This window comes from Streptomyces sp. 8K308 (assembly GCF_004348315.1).
GTDB lineage: Bacteria > Actinomycetota > Actinomycetes > Streptomycetales > Streptomycetaceae > Streptomyces.
The window spans coordinates 1-17769 of record NZ_SMKC01000120.1; the positions used below are offsets into that span (position 1 = coordinate 1).

Sequence of the window (17769 nt, forward strand, 5' to 3'; positions counted from 1 at the left end):
GGGCGGGGGAGAACCCCGCGCGGCCCGGCCGCAGCGCGCGCCGCCGCGCGGGGAACCGGCCCCTAGACCGACGCGCCGGTCAGAGCGGTCAGCGTCGCGGCGATCCCCGGCCCGTTGAGCGTCAGCACGGACTCCGGATGGAACTGCACCGACACGAACCCCGGCCCCCGCAGCGCGTGCACCTCGCCCGTCGCCCCGTCCCGACTCACCGCGACGCCCCGCGCCGCCAGACCCGCCGCCAAGTCGTCCCCGCACCGCGCCACGTACGAGTTGTAGAAGCCGACGGTCTCCTCGCGGCCGAAGAGGTCGATCCGTTCCTGCGCGCCCTGGAAGGGCCGCCGCTTGCGGACCAGTTCGAGGCCGAGGTGGGCGGCGATCAGCTCGTGGCCGAGGCAGACGCCGATCACCGGCGTCGCCCCGCCGAGCAGGTCGGCCGTCAGCGGGCGCAGCAGCCGCATCTTGGGGTCGGCGAGGTCGCGCGGGTCGCCGGGACCCGGGCCGAGGAGGACGGGCCCGGGGTGGGCGAGTGCCAGGTCCCGCGCGTCCGGCGCGTCGTAGCGGACGACGGTGACCCGAGTCCCGGTCGAGCGCAGCAGGTGGGCCAGCATCGAGGTGAACGCGTCCTCGGCGTCGATCACCAGCACGTCGGCCGTCTCGCCGCCCGCCGCCGGTGCGGCGTCCCGCATCCGGAGCCAGAACGGCGCGAGGCCGGCCCGCCGCGCGGCCAGCGCCGCCCGCACGCGCGGGTCGTCGGCGAGCCGGGGGAGCGGCGTCCCGGCCTCGGCCGGCCGGCCAGGGCGCACGCCGAGCGCGGTGAGCACGGCGGCCGCCTTGGCGTGGGTCTCGGCGACCTCGGCCGCCGGTTCCGAGCCCCGCACCAGCGTGGCGCCGACGGGTACCCGCAGCCGGCCGTCGCGCGCGTCGATGTCGGCGGTCCTGATCAGGATCGGCGAGTCGACGCCGTCCGCCGTCAGCAGCGCGAGCGCGCCCGCGTAGTAGCCGCGACCGCCGCGCTCGTGCCGGTTGATCACCCGGCAGGCGTTCTCCAGCGGGCTGCCGGTGACCGTGGCCGCGAACATCGTCTCCCGCAGCACGTCCCGCACGTCGAGCGTGCTGCGTCCCCTGAGCTCGTACTCGGTGTGCGCGAGGTGTGCCATCTCGCGGAGCCGGGGCCCGACGACCACGCCGCCCTGGTCGCCGACGGCGCACATCATCTTCAGCTCCTCGTCGACCACCATCGACAGCTCCTCGGTCTCCTTGCGGTCGTCGAGGAACGCGAGCAGTCCGGTCACGCTCGGGCCTTCGGCCGGGTAGCGGTAGGTGCCGCTGATGGGGTTCATCACCACCGTGTCCCCGCTCATCCGGACGTGGACCTCGGGGCTCGCCCCGACCAGCACCCGGTCGCCGGTGTGCACCACGAAGGTCCAGTACGCGCCGCGCTCGGCGGCCAGCAGCCGGCGGAAGAGGGCCAGCGCGTCGCGGCGCGTGAAGCCGTCGATGCGCCCGGTGAAGGTGCGCTTGATCACGAAGTTGGCGCCCTGACCGGCGCTGATCTCGTGCTCCACCACGTCGGCCACCACCCGCTCGTAGGCCGCGTCGTCGAGGTCGAAGCCGCCGTCCGTGACGGCGACGTGCTGGTCGGGCAGGGCGGCGAGCACCTCGGCGACGGGCAGCTCGCGCACGGTGTCGGGCAGCAGCACGGCGAGCGGGGTGGCGTCGTCGGTGACCTCGAAGCCGCGCTCGGCGAGCTGGCGGAACGGGACAAGCGCCAGCGCGTGCTCGTGGCGCGGCAGCTCGGCGAGCCGGTCGAGCTCGACGACCGGGCCGGTCAGCAGCTCGACGAGGCCGGGGTCGCGGCCGGGGGTGCGGCGCCGCAGCAGCGCGAACGGGGTGGTGGCGCCGGGGTCGGCGTGCAGGGCGGCGAGGAGGTGTGCGGTGTCGTGCATGGCGGGGTGGTCCCTTCCGGGGATCGGGAGGGGACGGCCCGCGGAAACGCCGAAGGCCGCCCCTCGGGCGGCCTTCGCGGTGTCCTGTGGTGCTGCGCGCGATCAGTGGGCCGCCGGAGAAGCGGTCCACCACCAGGAGTTGGTCTGCTGCGCGAACATGTCGGGGACTGTACACCAGACGGGCCCGGTGTCGAGCCCGTCTCATTCCCCGGCCATGGCCGAAAAGGGTTGGACACCACCCCGTAATCTGGAGCGCGTGAGCGTGAACCCAGACAGCAGCCATCACACGCCCGCCTGGCGTGACCTGCCCGCGGCCCAGCAGCCCGACTACCCGGACACCGAGGCCCTGCGGGCCGTCGTCGCTGACCTGGAGTCCTATCCGCCGCTGGTGTTCGCCGGCGAGTGCGACCAGCTGCGGGCCCGGATGGGCGCGGTGGCGCGGGGTGAGGCGTTCCTGCTGCAGGGTGGCGACTGTGCCGAGGCGTTCGACCAGGTGGGGGCCGACCAGATCCGGGCGAAGCTGAAGACGCTGCTCCAGATGAGCGCCGTGCTGCAGTACGCGGCGGCGGTGCCGGTGGTGAAGGTGGGCCGGATCGCGGGCCAGTACTCCAAGCCGCGCTCCAAGCCGACGGAGACGCGGGACGGGGTGACGCTGCCGTCCTACCGCGGCGACTCGGTCAACGGCGCGGAGTTCACCGCCGAGGCGCGGATGCCCGATCCGGAGCGGCTGCGGCGGATGTACCACGCGTCGGCGTCCACGCTGAACCTGGTGCGCGGCTTCACCACGGGCGGCTACGCGGACCTGCGCCAGGTGCACGCCTGGAACCAGGACTTCGTGCGCAACTCGGCGGCCGGTCGGCGCTACGAGGCGCTGGCGCGGGAGATCGACAACGCGCTGAACTTCATGCGGGCCTGCGGCGCGGACCCGGCGGAGTTCCACTCGGTGGAGTTCTACTCCTCGCACGAGGCGCTGCTGCTCGACTACGAGGCGGCCCTGACCAGGACGGACTCGCGCACCGGGCAGCTGTACGACGTCTCGGGCCACATGGTGTGGATCGGCGAGCGCACCCGGCAGCTCGATGGGGCGCACATCGCGTTCGCGGCCGGCATCCGGAACCCGATCGGCGTAAAGCTGGGGCCGACGACCTCGCCCGAGGAGGCGCTGGCGCTGATCGACCGGCTCGACCCGGAGCGGGAGCCCGGCCGGCTGACGTTCATCACCCGGATGGGCGCGGACAAGATCAGGGACCGGCTGCCCACGCTGGTGGAGAAGGTCACGGCCTCCGGCGCGCAGGTGGCGTGGGTCTGTGACCCGATGCACGGCAACACCTTCGAGGCGGCCTCCGGCCACAAGACGCGGCGTTTCGACGACGTGCTCGACGAGGTCAAGGGCTTCTTCGAGGTCCACAAGGGGCTCGGCACCCACCCGGGTGGCATCCACGTCGAGCTGACCGGGGACGACGTCACCGAGTGCGTGGGCGGCGGGGACGAGATCTTCGTCGACGACCTGCACCAGCGGTACGAGACGGCGTGCGACCCGCGGCTGAACCGCAGCCAGTCGCTGGACCTGGCGTTCCTGGTGGCGGAGATGTACCGGGCGTAACGGGCGCGTCGGGCGTACCGGGCGTAGGTGGCGGGAGCCACACGGCCCGGTGGTATCGCCCCCTCCGGACGGCGGGTAAGGTTAGGTTTACCTCACTTTGCTTGCCTGCTGTTCGGAGGGTTGAAGGTGTACGTCTGCTCGTGCTTCGGCATCACGGAGCGGCAGGTGCGCGAGCGCGCCGCGGCCGGCGCCGTGACGCCGCGGCAGATCGCCTCCGAGTGCAAGGCGGGCACCGACTGCGGGTCGTGCGTGCGGCGCATCCAGGCCCTCCTCGGCCGCGCCCGCCCGCCGGCCGGGCACCTCTGTCCGCAGGCCGAGGCCGCACCCGCCGCGCTCGAGGCGCTTGACGCGCTCGGCGCGGTGGGGGCGGCCGGCCGGGCCTCCGCCTAGTCGGTGTCGCCCGGGCCCTCGTCCGAGGAGCCCGGCTGCTTGATCTGCTGGGCGATGTAGAGCGGCTCGCCCAGCTTGTCGACGAGTTCGAGCTGGGTATCGAGGTAGTCGATGTGGTGCTCCTCGTCCTTGAGGATGGCCTCGAAGATCTTGGCCGACGTGATGTCGTGCTTGGCCCGCATCACCTCGATGCCGCGCCGGAGGCGGTCGATGGCCTCCACCTCGATCTGCCGGTCGGCCTGGAACATCTCGGTGACCGTCTGGCCGACCCGCACGTGGAAGAGCCGCTGGTAGTTCGGCAGGCCCTCGAGGAAGATGATCCGGTCGGTGAGGATCTCCGCGTGCCGCATCTCGTCGAACGACTCGGCGCGCGTGTAGGCGGCCAGCTTGGTCCAGCCGAAGTTCTCCTGCATCTTGGCGTGCAGGAAGTACTGGTTGATGGCCGTCAGTTCGGCCGTCAGCTGTTCGTTCAGGAACTCGATGACCTCGGGGTCGCCCTGCATGCGGCGCGCTCCTTCCCTGGCGTTCGCTCGTCTCCGGCAAGTCCGGCCGGTCGTCCGCGCATCGTGGCACCGCGCGGGCGATCCGTCCAGTAAGTGAAGGCTTACCGAATTGCGCACTTCTCGCCGATTTCGCGACGGCCGTGGGGTGGCGGTGCGGCCCGTTCCCGGGGGTCTGTCACCATGGAGGCATGGGTCAGCCGGACAACCGAGTGGGGGAGGCGGGGCGGCTGCCCCCCGGCCAGCGGCCGCAGCGAGGCTGGCCGGTCACGCACTACGGTCCGGTGCCTCGATTCCGGCCCGAGCGTTGGGAGTTTCGCGTCTTCGGCGCCACCGCGGACGGCGACAAGCGCTGCTGGAACCACGAGGAGTTCTCCGCACTGCCGTACGAGACGGTCGTGGCGGACCTGCACTGCGTGACCAAGTTCAGCATGCTGGGCCAGGAGTGGGGCGGGGTGCGGGCCACCACCCTGCTCGGGCTCGCGCCGCCGGCGCCCGAGACGACGCACGTGATGGTCTGGGCGGAGTACGGCTACAGCGCCAACCTGCGGCTGTCCGACTTCGACCGGGAGGACGTCCTCCTCGCCACCCACCGGGACGGCGAACTCCTGACCGCCGAGCACGGCTTCCCGCTGCGTCTCGTCGTGCCGCACCTCTACGCCTGGAAGGGGCCCAAGTGGGTGCGCGGCGTGGAGTACATGACGGCCGACCGGCGCGGTTTCTGGGAGGAGCGCGGCTATCACAACGTCGGGGACCCCTGGCGGGAGCAGCGGTACTCGTATCAAGAGGAGCCGGGCGAGGGTCCCGAGCTCTGAGCCCGCCCGGACGGGGCCTGGGCCCGCAGCTCCTTGAGGCGGGCGACGTCGGCCGTGTGGCCCGGCTGGCGCCCTGGCGTCTCGATGACCAGCGGCACGCCCGCCGTCGCCGGGTGGCGCAGCAGCTCAGCGAAGGGCGCGGCGCCGATGTGGCCGGCGCCGATGTTGGCATGCCGGTCGCGGTGCGCGCCGGCCGGCTCCTTGGAGTCGTTGGCGTGGATCAGCCGGAGCCGGCCGTGGCCGGCGACCTCGGTCAGCTCGGTGAGCGCCGCCGCCACGCCGCCCGGCGCGGCCAGGTCGTGCCCCGCGGCGAAGACGTGGCAGGTGTCGAGGCAGACGCCGAGCCGCGGGTGGCGGTCGAGCGCGTCGAAGTACGGGCCGAGGTCCTCGATCCTGGAGCAGAGCGAGGCGCCCTGTCCCGCGGTCGGCTCGAGCAGCAGCCACGGGTCGTCCGGGTGGGTCAACTCCTCGAGCAGCGGCAGCAGCAGCCGTCGCACCTGGGCGAGTGCCACCGCCCTGGTGCGGCCGCCGGTGGCCGAGCCGGTGTGCACGACGACGCCGAGCGCGCCGATCTCGCGGGCGCGGCGCAGCGAGTGGCGCAGGGACACCACCGAGCGCTCGGCGGTGAGTTCGTCCGCCGAGCCGGGGTTGATCAGGTAGGGCGCGTGCACGTAGGAGGGCAGTCCGGCGTCCGCGCAGGCGACGCGGAACTCCTCGTCCTGGCGCGGGTTTCCCGGCGGGGTCGCCCAGCCGCGCGGGTTGGCGACGAAGACCTGGAGCGTCTCGGCGCCGAGCGCGCGGGCGTAGGGAACGCCGACGGCGGCCAGGCCCCCGGCTACGGGGACATGGCCGCCGATCGGATTGCGTTCGCGATGGAGAGAACTGCTCACCGGCTCAGAATGCCAGGCGTGCGTGGTGAGTTCGTCATCGGCCCGATCAGTAGGGGCCGTTGACGTTGTCGATCGAACCGTAGCGGTGCCAGGCGTAGTTGGCGGCCGCGACGATATTGGCGACGGGGTCGTAGAGGTCGTAGGGCGTGCCCTCGACGTGATAGGCGTCGAAGGTCGGCTGAATGACCTGGAGCAGACCGATGGACGGCGTGCCGTTGATGGCGTTGATATCCCAGTCGTTGACCGCGTTCGGGTTGCCGCTGGATTCCCTCATGATGTTGCGGTAAAGGCCGTCGTAGGTGCCGGGAATTCCGTGCTGGGCCATGATGTCGAGCGCCTCGCGGATCCACCCGTCCAGATTGTCCGGGTAGGTGGTCGCGGTCGGCTCGGCCACGGGCTCGGCGACCGGCTCGGTCGCCGGCTCGGACACCTGGGTGACGCGCTCGGCGGCGCGGCTGGCGGCCTCCTCCTCGGCGGCGCGGGCCTCGGCGGCCTCCTCCTCGGCGGCCTGGCGCTCGGCCTCGGCCTCCTCCTCGGCCTGGCGCTCGGCGGCGGCCGCGTTCGCGGCGTCCACCTCGGCGACCCGCTCGCTCTCGGCCCGGCGCTCGGCCAGCTCGACGCGTACGGCCTCGGCGCGCGCTTGGGCCTCCTCGTGGGCGTCCTGGCCCGGCTGGGCGGCGGAGTCGGCCCGCTGGCCCGGCACGTCGTCGGCGCGCACGTTCCAGCCGACGTGCCGCGCCTCGTTGGCGCCGGCTGAGGCGGGCACCAGGGTCAGCGCCAGCGCGGCCGCGCCGCAGGTGGCGAGCGCGGTCGTGGTGGTTCTCTGCAATCGGGTCATGCGGGGCTTGGTGCCTGATGGGGAACCGTTGGACTGAGCGGGCATTGCGGGGACCTCGTTCTCTCGCGTGGGGATCGCGGGCGATCGCAGGGATTGCGAGGAACTTGTTAACAGCCTTTAAAAAGCGAATGCAATGACCGCTTGTACTAGCGCCGATAGTGTTTCCGATAAACACACCTACCCCGGCGTGTGGCTGTCGCCGGGGTAATCGCCGTAGGGGTTATCCACTAAGGGCTTTCGTATGTGACGTGCGTCCCGTGAGCGGCGTCACACGGATGCCGGTATTTCGCCGCGGCAAAGGGGAGCAAGGAGAAGGATGCCCGGATTTGGTGTGATTTTATGAGCGATGTCCGCTGTGCCCGGCGGACATGCCTTCAGCGCACCCAGATGGTGATGGTCGAGCCGCGCGGAGCACGGTCGCCGCTGTGCACCGACTGGTTGAAGACCGTTCCGGTGAAGAACACCCGGCGCACCGACACCTCGAAGCCGGCCTCCTCGAGCCGCCGCTCGGCCGCGTCCTCGTCCATCCCCCGCACGTCGGGCACCACGATCATCTCCGGCCCCCGGGAGATGGTCAGCGTGACCGTCTCGCCGGCCGCCGCCGACCGGCCGCCCCGCGGGTCCTGGGCCGCGACCGTGCCCGCCTCCTCCTCGGAGAACACCCGCTCGGACGCGATCTCGACCTCGAGGCCGAGCGCCGCGAGCCGCTGCCGTGCCGCGCTCTCGGACTGCCCCACCACGTTCGGCACCGCGACCTCCTCGCCCCGGCTCACCACCAGGTCCACCGGGGTGTCGGGGCGGCGCTCGATGCCGCTGTCCGGCTCGGTCTCGAGCACCGAGCCGCGCTCCACCTCGGAGGAGAACCGCTCCACCACATCGCCCACGGTCAGCTGCGCGTCCGCCAGCTGCTCCCGCGCCTCCTCCAGCGGGATGCCCCGCAGGTTCGGCACCACGGTGACGGGCGGCCCCTGCGAGACGGTGATGGTGACCGTGTCGTTCCGCCGGACGCGCGCGCCGCGCTCCGGATCGGTGGAGATGACGTGCCCCGGGTCGATGGTCTCGGAGAAGTCCTCCTCGACCCGCACGTCGAGCCCCGCCGAACGCAGCTCGGCCTCGGCCTCCTCCTGACTGAGCCCGAGCACCCCAGGCGTCCGCATGAACTGCCCCGAGTTGACGTACCAGGCGCCGACGCCGATCCCCAGCACCAGCAGCGCCCCCACCACCAGGCTCACCAGCCCGCGGCGCGACAGCCGGCGGGGCCGGCCCACCGCCGGCGGCTCCTCGGGCGGCAGCGGCGGCAGGTCGATCCTGGCCGTGTGCGCCACGTGGTCCCGGTCGCCGCCGGGGCCGTCGGGAGCGCTCGCCCGCACCCCGGGCGGCAGCGGCACGATCCGGGTGCGGTCCTCGGGCCCCACCTCGCCGCCGTCGGCCGGCGCCGCCGCCGGCGGCGCCGCGTCAAGCTGGGCGTCGGACAGGCCGGCCCTGGCCGCCCTGACGAGGCCGAGCAGCGCCGCCGCGTCCGCCGGGCGACCCTCGGGGTCGCGCGAGGCGGCCCTGGCCACCAGCTCGTCCAGCTCGGCCGGCAGCCCGGGCACCGCCGCCGAGGGCGCGGGAACGTCGTGGTTCACGTGCCGGAACAGCACCTGCGCCGGCGAGTCGCCGGTGTGCGGCTTGACGCCGGTCAGCAGCTCGTAGAGCAGCACCCCGCAGGCGTAGACGTCGGTGCGGGCGTCCACCGTGCCGCTCTCGATCTGCTCGGGCGCCAGATAGGAGACGGTGCCGAGCAGCGCCCCCGTGGTCGCCGAGGTCGGCCCCTCGGCGCCCCGCACCAGCCCGAAGTCCGCCACCTTCACCCGGCCGTCGTCGCCGATCAGCACGTTCTCCGGCTTGACGTCCCGGTGCACGAGACCGGCCCGGTGCGCGGCGGCGAGCCCAGCGAGCATCGGCTCGACCACGTCGAGCGCGGCGCGCGGCTGGAGCGCCCCGCGGTCGCGCAGCACGTCCCGCAGGGTGCAGCCGGCGACGTACTCCATCGCCAGATAGACGTAGGGGCCGTCCGTGCCCTGGTCGAGCACGCCCACCACATTGGGGTGGTCGAGCCGGGCGACGGACTTGGCCTCCCTGATGAACCGCTCGGTGAACGACTCGTCCCCCGCGAGCGAGGGGTGCATCACCTTCAGCGCCAGCACCCGGTCGAGCCGGGTGTCGACGGCCCGGTAGACCGTGGCCATGCCGCCGACCGCGATCCGCCGTACGACGCGGTAGCGGCCGTCAAGTGCATGCCCGATCAGCGGGTCCTGAAGGGTGGTGTCCACGGTCGATCAGTTTACGAGCCGGCCGAACCGGCTCCTCTGGCGACGACGAGGTCGGCGCGGTACTGCAGCCGAACGGTGACCGAACGCCGGTCGGCGCGGCCCATCACCCGAGGGCGAGGTCGAGCAACTCGCGGATCTCCCCCTCGATCTCGACGCCGAGGGTCGAGTAGCCGAGCTCGACCCGCGCGTCGAGGTCCGCCGACGCCGTCGCGTCCGCCGCCGCCCGCCAGTGGTCGAGGCTGGCCCGCCGCGCCTCGACCAGGTCGTCGACCAGTCGGGACACCTCCCCGTACCAGGTGTTCGCGGCCAGCGCGTCGGCCTCGCTCGCCAACGCCTCCGCCATCTCCGCCGCCCAGGCGCGCCGCGCCCCTAGCGGCGCCTCCGGCGGCGGCTCGCGCGAGATCAGGCCCTCCACGGGCGCGGTGACCTCCAGGTACTCGAGCGCCCTCGGCGTCAGCGCGGCCGCGTCCCCGCGCAGCGAACCACCGGCGAGCTCGCCGCCGCTCACCTCGCCGAAGTAGCACAGCACCTCGCGGTCGCCGTACTGCCAGCCGGTCTCCTCCGGGTAGTAGTAGAACCAGGTGACCTGCCGCGGGATGCCCCAGACGTCGAGCACATAGCCGGGCATCGCCTCGGCGCACCCGATCTCCGCGGCGTCGAACAGCGCCTCCTCACCGGGGTAGGGGACGCCGAACTCGCCGTACTGGTCGACGTCGAAGACGGCGAACGTCTCCGACTCGTGCGGGCCGGCGCATGGCAGCACGGTGACGTTGGTGACGCTGTCCCCTTCGGACGCGGTGGAGAAGCAGTCCCCGACCGCCAGGTCGAACACGGAGACCTCACGGCCCCCGGACTCCCCGCCGTCGTCCTGGGCGGACGGCCCGGGCCGCGGCCCGCCGACGCCGGCCCGGTCGCTCCGCTGGTCGTCGCTCAGCACGGCGTAGGAGAAGAGGGAGGCGAACGCGACGATCTGCAGCCCGGCGACGACGATCGCCGCGACGGCCAACCCACGGCCGCGCTCCCCGGAACGAAGGACGCGCGCCAGCGCGACGATGCCGAGGACCAACCCGACGGGAAAGACCACGACCGCGAACACCAGGGCGGCCACCGCCACCCCCGACCTGGCCGGTCGGCTCGCCCCCCACGGGTACCCGCCTGACGGCGCTCCCCACGGGTATCCGCCGGGCGGCGCCCCGTAATACGCGCCTGGTGGCGTGCCGTGGTGGACGCCTGGTGGCGTGCCCGGCGGGGCTTCGCCCGCCGGCCGCACGGTGTCGTTCGGCGGAGCGCCTGCCTGCCGGGCGGGCGAGGTCACGGGAACCGGTGGCGGAGCGCTGCCCCCGGCCGGTGCCCCGCCGGCAGTGGGCGGGCTCGCGGTGGGCTCGCCGCAAGACGGCACGGGTTTGTCGCCGCCGGGTGCGGGGAACGGGCCGCCGGCCGTCTGGGCCGCGGCGGTCGGCGGTTCGTCCCTGGTTGACGAGTCGAGGGCCGGCGCGTTGGTGGCCGGTTCACCGACGGGAGCCCGTGCGGGTGCTGGCACACCGCTGTCGGTGGGCGGCGTCTCGCCGCCAGGCGAGGTCGTCATGGTTCCCCCACGAAGACGTGATGACGTTCCCCCTCAGCCCGTGTGGGCCGCGCCGTCGGCGGTAGGCCGCCAGGCCGAACCCGTGGCCGGCGTCGATGGCGACGCTCGTGGATCGTATATCAGTGCGAACGGTCAGCTCGTGAAAGCCGGACGCTCGGGATCGAGTTCGGCCATGCCGTCGACCGGCGACGACGCCTCGGCGAAGTGGCGGCGCGGGATGCGGCCGGCCAGGAAGGCGAGGCGGCCGGCCGTCACCGCGTGCCGCATGGCCTCCGCCATCCGCACCGGGCGCCGAGCCCGCGTCACCGCCGAGGCCAGCATCACCCCGGCGCAGCCGAGCTCCATCGCGAGCGCCACGTCCGAGGCCGTGCCGGCGCCCGCGTCCAGGATCACCGGGACGCCGGCCCGCTCGGTGATCAGCTGGAAGTTGTGCGGGTTGCGGATGCCGAGGCCCGAGCCGATCGGTGAGCCGAGCGGCATCACGGCCGCGCAGCCGGCGTCCTCGAGTCGCCGGGCGAGCACCGGGTCGTCGTTGGTGTACGGCAGCACCGTGAAGCCGTCGTCCACCAGCGTCTCCGCCGCCTCCAGGGTGCCCACCGGGTCGGGCAGCAGCGTGCGCTCGTCCGCGATCACCTCCAGCTTGATCAGGTCGGTGCCGAGCGCCTCGCGCGCGAGGCGCGCGGTGAGCACGGCCTCGCCGGCCGTGTGGCAGCCGGCGGTGTTCGGCAGCGGCCGGATGCCGAGCTCGTCGAGCACCGAGAGCACCGAGCCGCGCACCCCGGGGTCGAGGCGTCGCATGGCCACCGTGGTCAGCTCCGTGCGGGACGCGGCGAGCGCGTCCCGCAGCACCGCGAGGCTCGGCGCCCCGCCGGTGCCCATGATGAGCCGCGAGGAGAGCCGCAGCTCGCCGATGACCAGTGGTTCGGTCGCGGGTTCTTCGGCCATGTCAGCCTCCCTGGACAGCGGTCAGCACCTCGACGCGGTCGCCGGCGGCCAGCTCGGTGGCCGCCCACTGCCCGCGCGGGACGACGGTCTCGTTGACGGCGGCCGCGATGCCGCTCGGCGCCGTGCTCAGCTCGGCGACCAGGGCGGCGAGCGTGGTGCCCGCCGGCACCAGGCGCGCCGCGCCGTTCACACTGACGGACAGCCGGTCGGTCACGCCGGCACCTCCGAGGTCTCGGTGGCGAACCGGTGCGCGGTGAACGGCCGTGCGTACTCCGGCAGTTCGCCGGTGGTCAGGGACTCGGCGAGCGCCTCGCCGGTGATGGGAGTCAGCAGCACCCCGTTGCGGCCGTGGCCGGTGGCGAGCTGCAGACCCTCGAGGCCGCTCGGGCCGAGCAGCGGCGCGTTGTCCGGGGTGGCCGGCCGCAGCCCGGCCAGCGTCTCGACCAGCGGCAGTTCGGTGACGCCCGGCACCAACTCGTGCGCCTCGCGCAGCAGCTGGTACACGCCGCCGGCCGTCACCGTCGTGTCGAAGCCCAACTCCTCGGTCGTCGCGCCGATCACCAGCTCGCCGCTGAGCCTCGGCACCAGGTACACCTGGGCGCCGCGCACCACGGCGCGCACCGTGCGGGAGAGGAACGGTGCGTAGCCGGGCGGGATCCGCAGCCGCACCACCTGGCCCTTGACCGGCCGCACCGGCACCCGCGCCCGCACCTCGGGCGGCAGGCCGCCGAGTTCGCCGCTGCGGCAGCCGCCGGCCAGCACCGACTGCTCGGCGCAGAGCCGGGCGCCGCCGGCCAGCACCACCCCGGTGGCCCGGTCCCCGACCACCGTCAACTCCCGCGCCTCCTCCCGGAGGAAGGTCACCCCGGCGCGCTCGCAGGCGATGAGCAGCGCGGCCGTGAGGCGTCGCGGGTCGGCCTGGTGGTCGCCGTCGACCCGCAGCCCGCCGCGCACCCCGGGCGCCAGCATCGGTTCGAGGCGCCGGCACTCGCGGCCCGTCAGCCAGTCGGCCCCGAGCCCGCAGCGCCGCCGCAGCAGCTCCAACTCCCGCAGCTCCGCCCGGTCGTCGGCGTCGAGCGCCACCTGGAGCGTGCCGCAGTCCCGGTAGCCGATGTCCGTGCCCGCGGCCTCGGCGAGCTCGGCCGTGAACGCCGGATAGCGCGCCGCTGACGCCAGGTTGAGGTCGAGCAGCGCCTCCTCGCCGTGGTGCAGCTCGGTGACGGCCGCCAGCATCCCGGCGGCCACCCGCGCCGCGCCGCCGCCCGGCTCCGGGTCGACCACCGCTGTGCGCAGGCCGCGCCCCGCGGCCCGCCAGGCCGTGACCAGGCCGATGACGCCTCCGCCGATCACCAGTACGTCGTGCCGGTCCTCGGCACGGGGCATGGCGCGTGGGCCCATGCGACTCCTCCCTTCGCCGGCATGACCCGGATCAGGTTCATACGGTCGGAGGCCGGACAGCCTCCCTCTCAGCCCGGTCCGCCGGGCTCCCGTGGGAGCGGTTGCTCGCCGCCCAGCCTAGTACCAGGCTCCGACCGGGGCCCAGCCGGCCGGAACGCGGGGCCCGCCTCGGCGCGTTCCGGTGCCGAAGGGGGCATCGTGGCGCCGCCGGCGGAGCGCCTAGGCTTGCCGGCGTGAGCGAACGACGGGTCGTGGTGGTCGGGGCGGGGCTGGCCGGCGTGCAGACGGTGGTCGAGCTGCGGGGGCAGGGCTGGGGCGGCGCCGTCACGCTGCTCGGCGCCGAGCCCCACCAGCCCTACGACCGGCCGCCGCTGTCCAAGGCCGCGCTGCTCGCCCCGGACGACGAGTCCGCGCTGCACGCGGCGGCGCTCGACATCGACTTCGCCGAGCTCGACGCCGAACTCCTGCTCGGCCGCGCCGCCACCGGCCTCGACACCGCCCGGCGGCGCCTGCACACCGACGCCGGCCCCCTCGACTACGACCACCTGGTGCTGGCCACCGGCGCCGAGCCCGTCACCCTGCCCGGCACCCACGACGTGCCGGGCGTCCACCTGCTGCGCACCCTCGACGACGCCCGCGCCCTGCGGCCGGTGCTCGCGGCGCGCGGCAGCGTGGTGGCGGTCGGCGCGGGCTGGATCGGTGCGGAGGTCGCCACGGCCGCCGCCGCGGCCGGCTGCCGGGTGACCGTGGTGGAGGCCGCCCACCATCCGCTGCCCGGCGCGCTGCCGCCCGAGATCAGCGAGCCGACGCGCCGCTGGTACGAGGCGGCCGGCGCCGAGCTGCGCACCGGGCAGCGGGTGACGGCCGTCAGGTCCGGCGAGGTGGAGCTCGCCGACGGCACGGTGCTCGGCGCCGACGCCGTGCTGGTCGGCGTCGGCTCCCGCCCCGCCACCGGCTGGCTCGCCGGCTCAGGCGTCGAGCTGGCCGCCGACGGCTCGGTCAGCGCGGACGCCGGCCTGCGCGCCGGCGTCCCCGACGTCTACGCCGTCGGGGACTGCGCCTCCTACCCCTCCGCCCGCTACGGCCGGCGGCTGCTCGTCCACCACTGGGACAACGCGTTGCAGGGCCCGCGCACCGTCGCCGCCGGCATCCTCGGCCGGCCCGCCGTCCACGACCCGGTGCCGTACTTCTGGTCCGAGCAGTTCGGCCGCCACGTGCAGTACGCCGGCCGGCGCGGCGAGGGCCCGGCGGCCGGCGACGAGACGCTGGTCACCCGGGGCGAGCCGGCCGGCGACGGGCCGTGGGCGGCCTGCTGGCTGGACTCCGCGGGCCGACTGGTCGCCGTCTTGGCCGTCGACCAGCCGCGCGACCTCACCCAGGGGCGCCGGCTCATCGAGCGCGGCACCCCGCTCGACGCGCGGCTGCTCGCCGACCCGTCCGTACCACTGAAGGCCGCCGTGCGCTGACGGCTGTCGGTGCGGGATGGCACGCTGGAGACGTGACCGAGATTGATGCGAAGATCGACGCTCTCGTCCCCGACTGGCTCACCCTTCCCGACATCGCCGAAGAGCTCGGCGTCGAGGTGACGCGCGTTCGGCAGCTGGTCAAGGAGGGCCAGCTGATCGCCGTGCGCCGGGGCGAGAACCGCGTTCTCCAGGTGCCGTCCGCGTTCATCGGGGACGGCAAGATCGTCAAGGGCCTGGGCGGCACGCTCACGCTGCTGCGGGACGACGGCTTCTCCGACGAGGAGATGCTGGAGTGGTTGTTCACCCCGGACGACAGCCTGCCGGGCACCCCGGCCGACGCCCTGCGGAACAATCGGGGGACCGAGGTGAAGCGCCGGGCGCAGGCGCTCGCCGTGTGACGACCGGCCGGCGGCCGGCCCGCCAGGGCCGGCCGCCGCGCCACGACCGAGGGGGGATCCCCGGATGACCAGGACGAGCGCGCTCGCCGACGCCCGGCTCTACCTGTGCACCGACGCCAGGAAGCGCCAGGGCGACCTGCCCGGGTTCCTCGACGCCGTGCTCGCCGGCGGCGTGGACATCGTGCAGCTGCGCGACAAGAGTCTGGAGGCCGCCGAGGAGCTCGAGCTGCTCGCCGTCCTGGCCGACGCCTGCCGGCGGCACGGCAGGCTGCTCGCCGTCAACGACCGGGCCGACGTCGCGCACGCGGCCGGCTCCGACGTGCTGCACCTGGGCCAGGGCGACCTGCCGGTGCCGGCGGCCCGCGCCATCCTGGGCGACGGCGTCCTCATAGGCCGCTCCACCCACGCGCCGGCCCAGGTGGACGCCGCCCTCGCCGACCCGGCCGTCGACTACTTCTGCACCGGCCCCTGCTGGCCGACACCCACCAAGCCCGGCCGGGCCGCGCCCGGGCTGCCGCTCGTCGAGTACGCGGCGGCCAGGGCCGGGGCCAAGCCCTGGTTCGCCATCGGCGGCATCGACGCCGCCACCCTCGACCAGGTGCTCGACGCCGGCGCGCGCCGCGTCGTGGTGGTGCGCGCCCTGACGGAGGCGCCGGACCCCGGCGAGGCGGCCGCGACGCTGGCCCGCCGCCTCCGGGAGCGCGCCTAGGCCCTGTCCTGCCGATCTGCTTCGGGCACCCCCACCCGGACGAAGTCTGGGGGAGCACCGCGTCTGACGCCGCGGGCTGATCCGACAAGATCGACAGGACAGGACCTAGTGCCGCCCCACCGCGCCCGCCGCGCTCGCACGCTTCCGGCCGGCCGTCCGAGTTCCGGACACGGGGCTGTCGATCGCGATCGCGCTGGGTAGCCTGCGAACATGGCCCTTGGCATCCCCAGCACGATGACGGACCGCGCGGAGACCGTCCGTGAACTGCTGTCCGCCGGTGAGCGCTCGTTCTCCTTCGAGTTCACCCCGCCCAAGACGGCGGCGGGCGAGCGCACCCTGTGGAACGCCATCCGCCGGGTCGAGGCGGTCGCGCCGACGTTCGTGTCGGTCACCTACGGCGCGGGCGGCAGCTCGCGCGAGCGCACCGTGCTGGCCACCGAGCGGATCGCCACCGAGACCACCCTCACCCCGGTCGCCCACCTCACGGCCGTCAACCACTCGGTCGCCGAGCTGCGCAACATCATCGGCCAGTACGCCGGCGCCGGTATCCGCAACATGCTCGCGCTGCGTGGCGACCCGCCGGGCGACCCGATGGGGGAGTGGCGGCGCCACCCCGAGGGCGTCACCTACGCGGCCGAACTCGTCAGCCTCATCAAGGAGTCGGGGGACTTCTGCGTCGGCGTGGCCGCCTTCCCAGAGATGCACCCCCGCTCGACCGACTGGGAGAGTGATGTTCGGCACTTCGTCAACAAGTGCCGGGCGGGCGCCGACTTCGCCATCACCCAGATGTTCTTCCACGCCGAGCACTACCTCCGGCTGCGCGACCGGGTCGCCGCCGCAGGCTGCGACGTCCCGATCATTCCGGAGATCATGCCGATCGCCAACGTCCGGCAGATCGAGCGCTTCAAGCAGCTCAGCAACAGCACCTTCCCGCCGGAACTGGAAAAAGCCATCCTCGCGGTCAAGGACGACCCGATGGCTGTACGCTCGGTCGGGATCGATTTCGCCACGGAGTTGTGTGCGAGGCTGATGGACGAGGACATTCCTGGACTGCACTTCGTCACGCTGAACACCACACTGCACTCGACGGCGACGCTTGACGTCTACAAGAATCTGGGTCTGCACCAGCGGACCTGAGATGCCTGCCAGAAGGGGCGTACATGGGCTGGGCGGTCCTCTACATCGCATTCGGAGTCGTCGCCCTCTGGCTGCTCGGCGAGGTTCTTCTCCAGTACAAGGCGCGGCTGCGCTGGCGGTTGGTCGCCTTCTTCGGCTTCCTGCTCGTGGTGCTCGGCGTGTTGATGCCCTCGGTGCCGGTGATCGCCCTCGGCACCATCGCCTTCGCCACCGGTCAGACGTTCGTCACGCTCTCCTTCCGGCGCGGCTTCTCCACCGGCTGGGCGCTGGGTGGCGGCGCGGGCAGCAGCCGGCGCCGCCGGGAGGTCGGCGCGGACGGCATGGCCGACGCGGCACCCGAGCTGCCGCCCCCGCCGCCGGCCGAACTGCCGCCGTCCGACGCCCCGGTGGACGGATTGCCCACCCTGGAGGCCGCGACCGTCGGCTACGACGGCGGCTTCACGCCGGACGGCAACCAGCAGGCGCCCTCGCCGGCGGGTGACCAGGGCTACGGCGAACAGTACGCGTACCAGGACCAGCCCTACCAGGACGCCTACGCGAGCGGCGAGGAGATATACGGCGACCAGACCGGCCAACCGGTCGGCGCCGGTTACCAGGACTTCTACCAGCAGCAGGGCTACGGCTACGCGCAGGCGGAGCAGCCGTACGCCGACGCCACCGAGAGCTACCCGGCCTTCTCCGGCGACCAGTACGCCGACTACTCGGCCACCCAGGCCTTCCCCACCACCGACGGCCAACCCACGCCCCAGACCGACGCGTACCCCACGACGTACACCACCGGCTACGCGACCGACCAGTGGTCGAACGGCAACGGCGACGGCAACTCCTACTACC

The 17769-nt window shown here is 73.7% G+C and carries 17 protein-coding genes and 1 riboswitch; of the genes, 8 read left to right on the forward strand and 9 right to left on the reverse strand.

Annotation, left to right across the window (positions count from 1 at the left end; all coding sequences use genetic code 11):
- Positions 1-62: 62 nt before the first annotated feature.
- Entirely contained in the window at positions 63-1946 is a 1884-nt protein-coding gene (locus tag E1265_RS17905) for an anthranilate synthase family protein (RefSeq protein ID WP_132931318.1), read from the reverse strand.
- 256 nt (positions 1947-2202) lie between these two features.
- On the opposite strand from E1265_RS17905, the gene E1265_RS17915 reads away from it, so the two are divergent.
- Both E1265_RS17915 and E1265_RS17920 read left to right on the forward strand, forming a co-directional pair.
- Complete coding sequence (locus tag E1265_RS17915) at positions 2203-3549, forward strand: 3-deoxy-7-phosphoheptulonate synthase class II (RefSeq protein ID WP_132931319.1); 1347 nt, start codon at positions 2203-2205, stop codon at positions 3547-3549.
- Between the two features lie 126 nt (positions 3550-3675).
- Positions 3676-3939, forward strand: coding sequence for a (2Fe-2S)-binding protein (locus tag E1265_RS17920; RefSeq protein WP_207931120.1), 264 nt, complete (start codon positions 3676-3678; stop codon positions 3937-3939).
- Here the strand turns inward: E1265_RS17920 and bfr are convergent.
- Positions 3936-4442, reverse strand: coding sequence for a bacterioferritin (bfr, locus tag E1265_RS17925; protein ID WP_132931321.1), 507 nt, complete (start codon positions 4440-4442; stop codon positions 3936-3938). The genes E1265_RS17920 and bfr overlap by 4 nt on opposite strands.
- A 188-nt stretch (positions 4443-4630) precedes the next feature.
- Between bfr and E1265_RS17930 the strand changes: the two genes are divergently transcribed.
- On the forward strand, positions 4631-5254 hold the full coding sequence (locus tag E1265_RS17930; RefSeq protein WP_132931322.1) for a sulfite oxidase-like oxidoreductase: 624 nt from the start codon (positions 4631-4633) through the stop codon (positions 5252-5254).
- Here the strand turns inward: E1265_RS17930 and E1265_RS17935 are convergent.
- From E1265_RS17935 to thiO, 7 genes are all read right to left on the reverse strand, one after another.
- Positions 5221-6144: a deoxyribonuclease IV gene (locus E1265_RS17935; protein WP_132931323.1), complete on the reverse strand. Its 924-nt coding sequence runs from the start codon at positions 6142-6144 to the stop codon at positions 5221-5223. The two genes, E1265_RS17930 and E1265_RS17935, sit on opposite strands and share 34 nt — an antisense overlap.
- A gap of 46 nt (positions 6145-6190) precedes the next feature.
- Positions 6191-6982, reverse strand: coding sequence for a transglycosylase SLT domain-containing protein (locus E1265_RS17940; RefSeq protein WP_243740898.1), 792 nt, complete (start codon positions 6980-6982; stop codon positions 6191-6193).
- Positions 6983-7356: 374 nt separating this feature from the next.
- Positions 7357-9297, reverse strand: a complete 1941-nt coding sequence (gene pknB / locus E1265_RS17945) for a Stk1 family PASTA domain-containing Ser/Thr kinase (protein ID WP_132931325.1) — start codon at positions 9295-9297, stop codon at positions 7357-7359.
- Positions 9298-9400: 103 nt separating this feature from the next.
- Positions 9401-10405, reverse strand: a complete 1005-nt coding sequence (locus E1265_RS17950; RefSeq protein ID WP_165953782.1) for a DUF4190 domain-containing protein — start codon at positions 10403-10405, stop codon at positions 9401-9403.
- A gap of 609 nt (positions 10406-11014) precedes the next feature.
- Positions 11015-11827: a thiazole synthase gene (locus E1265_RS17955; protein WP_132931327.1), complete on the reverse strand. Its 813-nt coding sequence runs from the start codon at positions 11825-11827 to the stop codon at positions 11015-11017.
- Between the two features lies 1 nt (position 11828).
- Positions 11829-12041 (reverse strand): sulfur carrier protein ThiS, encoded by a 213-nt coding sequence (gene thiS, locus E1265_RS17960; protein WP_132931328.1) that lies wholly within the window; start codon positions 12039-12041, stop codon positions 11829-11831.
- Entirely contained in the window at positions 12038-13225 is a 1188-nt protein-coding gene (gene thiO, locus E1265_RS17965; RefSeq protein ID WP_243740899.1) for a glycine oxidase ThiO, read from the reverse strand. The genes thiS and thiO overlap by 4 nt, the downstream gene beginning before the upstream one ends.
- Positions 13217-13328: riboswitch (TPP riboswitch) on the reverse strand. It overlaps the preceding gene by 9 nt.
- 130 nt (positions 13329-13458) lie before the next feature.
- Between thiO and E1265_RS17970 the strand changes: the two genes are divergently transcribed.
- The 5 genes from E1265_RS17970 to E1265_RS39215 form a co-directional block, all read left to right on the forward strand.
- On the forward strand, positions 13459-14691 hold the full coding sequence (locus E1265_RS17970; protein ID WP_132931329.1) for an FAD-dependent oxidoreductase: 1233 nt from the start codon (positions 13459-13461) through the stop codon (positions 14689-14691).
- A gap of 32 nt (positions 14692-14723) precedes the next feature.
- On the forward strand, positions 14724-15089 hold the full coding sequence (locus E1265_RS17975; RefSeq protein WP_132931330.1) for an Rv2175c family DNA-binding protein: 366 nt from the start codon (positions 14724-14726) through the stop codon (positions 15087-15089).
- A gap of 64 nt (positions 15090-15153) precedes the next feature.
- On the forward strand, positions 15154-15798 hold the full coding sequence (gene thiE / locus E1265_RS17980; protein WP_132931331.1) for a thiamine phosphate synthase: 645 nt from the start codon (positions 15154-15156) through the stop codon (positions 15796-15798).
- A 210-nt stretch (positions 15799-16008) separates the two neighbouring features.
- On the forward strand, positions 16009-16935 hold the full coding sequence (gene metF, locus E1265_RS17985; protein WP_132931332.1) for a methylenetetrahydrofolate reductase [NAD(P)H]: 927 nt from the start codon (positions 16009-16011) through the stop codon (positions 16933-16935).
- 23 nt (positions 16936-16958) lie between these two features.
- Positions 16959-17769: hypothetical protein (locus E1265_RS39215; RefSeq protein ID WP_243740900.1), on the forward strand; the 811-nt coding region annotated here is incomplete at its 3' end.

What these genes read in the sequence shown, in the direction of transcription:
- metF (WP_132931332.1), top strand. Translation starts at nt 16,009, where the DNA reads ATGGCCCTTGGCATCCCCAGCACGATGACGGACCGCGCGGAGACCGTC.
- bfr (WP_132931321.1), bottom strand. Translation starts at nt 4,442, where the DNA reads ATGCAGGGCGACCCCGAGGTCATCGAGTTCCTGAACGAACAGCTGACG.
- E1265_RS17940 (WP_243740898.1), bottom strand. Translation starts at nt 6,982, where the DNA reads ATGACCCGATTGCAGAGAACCACCACGACCGCGCTCGCCACCTGCGGC.
- E1265_RS17930 (WP_132931322.1), top strand. Translation starts at nt 4,631, where the DNA reads ATGGGTCAGCCGGACAACCGAGTGGGGGAGGCGGGGCGGCTGCCCCCC.
- thiE (WP_132931331.1), top strand. Translation starts at nt 15,154, where the DNA reads ATGACCAGGACGAGCGCGCTCGCCGACGCCCGGCTCTACCTGTGCACC.
- E1265_RS17955 (WP_132931327.1), bottom strand. Translation starts at nt 11,827, where the DNA reads ATGGCCGAAGAACCCGCGACCGAACCACTGGTCATCGGCGAGCTGCGG.
- thiO (WP_243740899.1), bottom strand. Translation starts at nt 13,225, where the DNA reads ATGGGCCCACGCGCCATGCCCCGTGCCGAGGACCGGCACGACGTACTG.
- E1265_RS17905 (WP_132931318.1), bottom strand. Translation starts at nt 1,946, where the DNA reads ATGCACGACACCGCACACCTCCTCGCCGCCCTGCACGCCGACCCCGGC.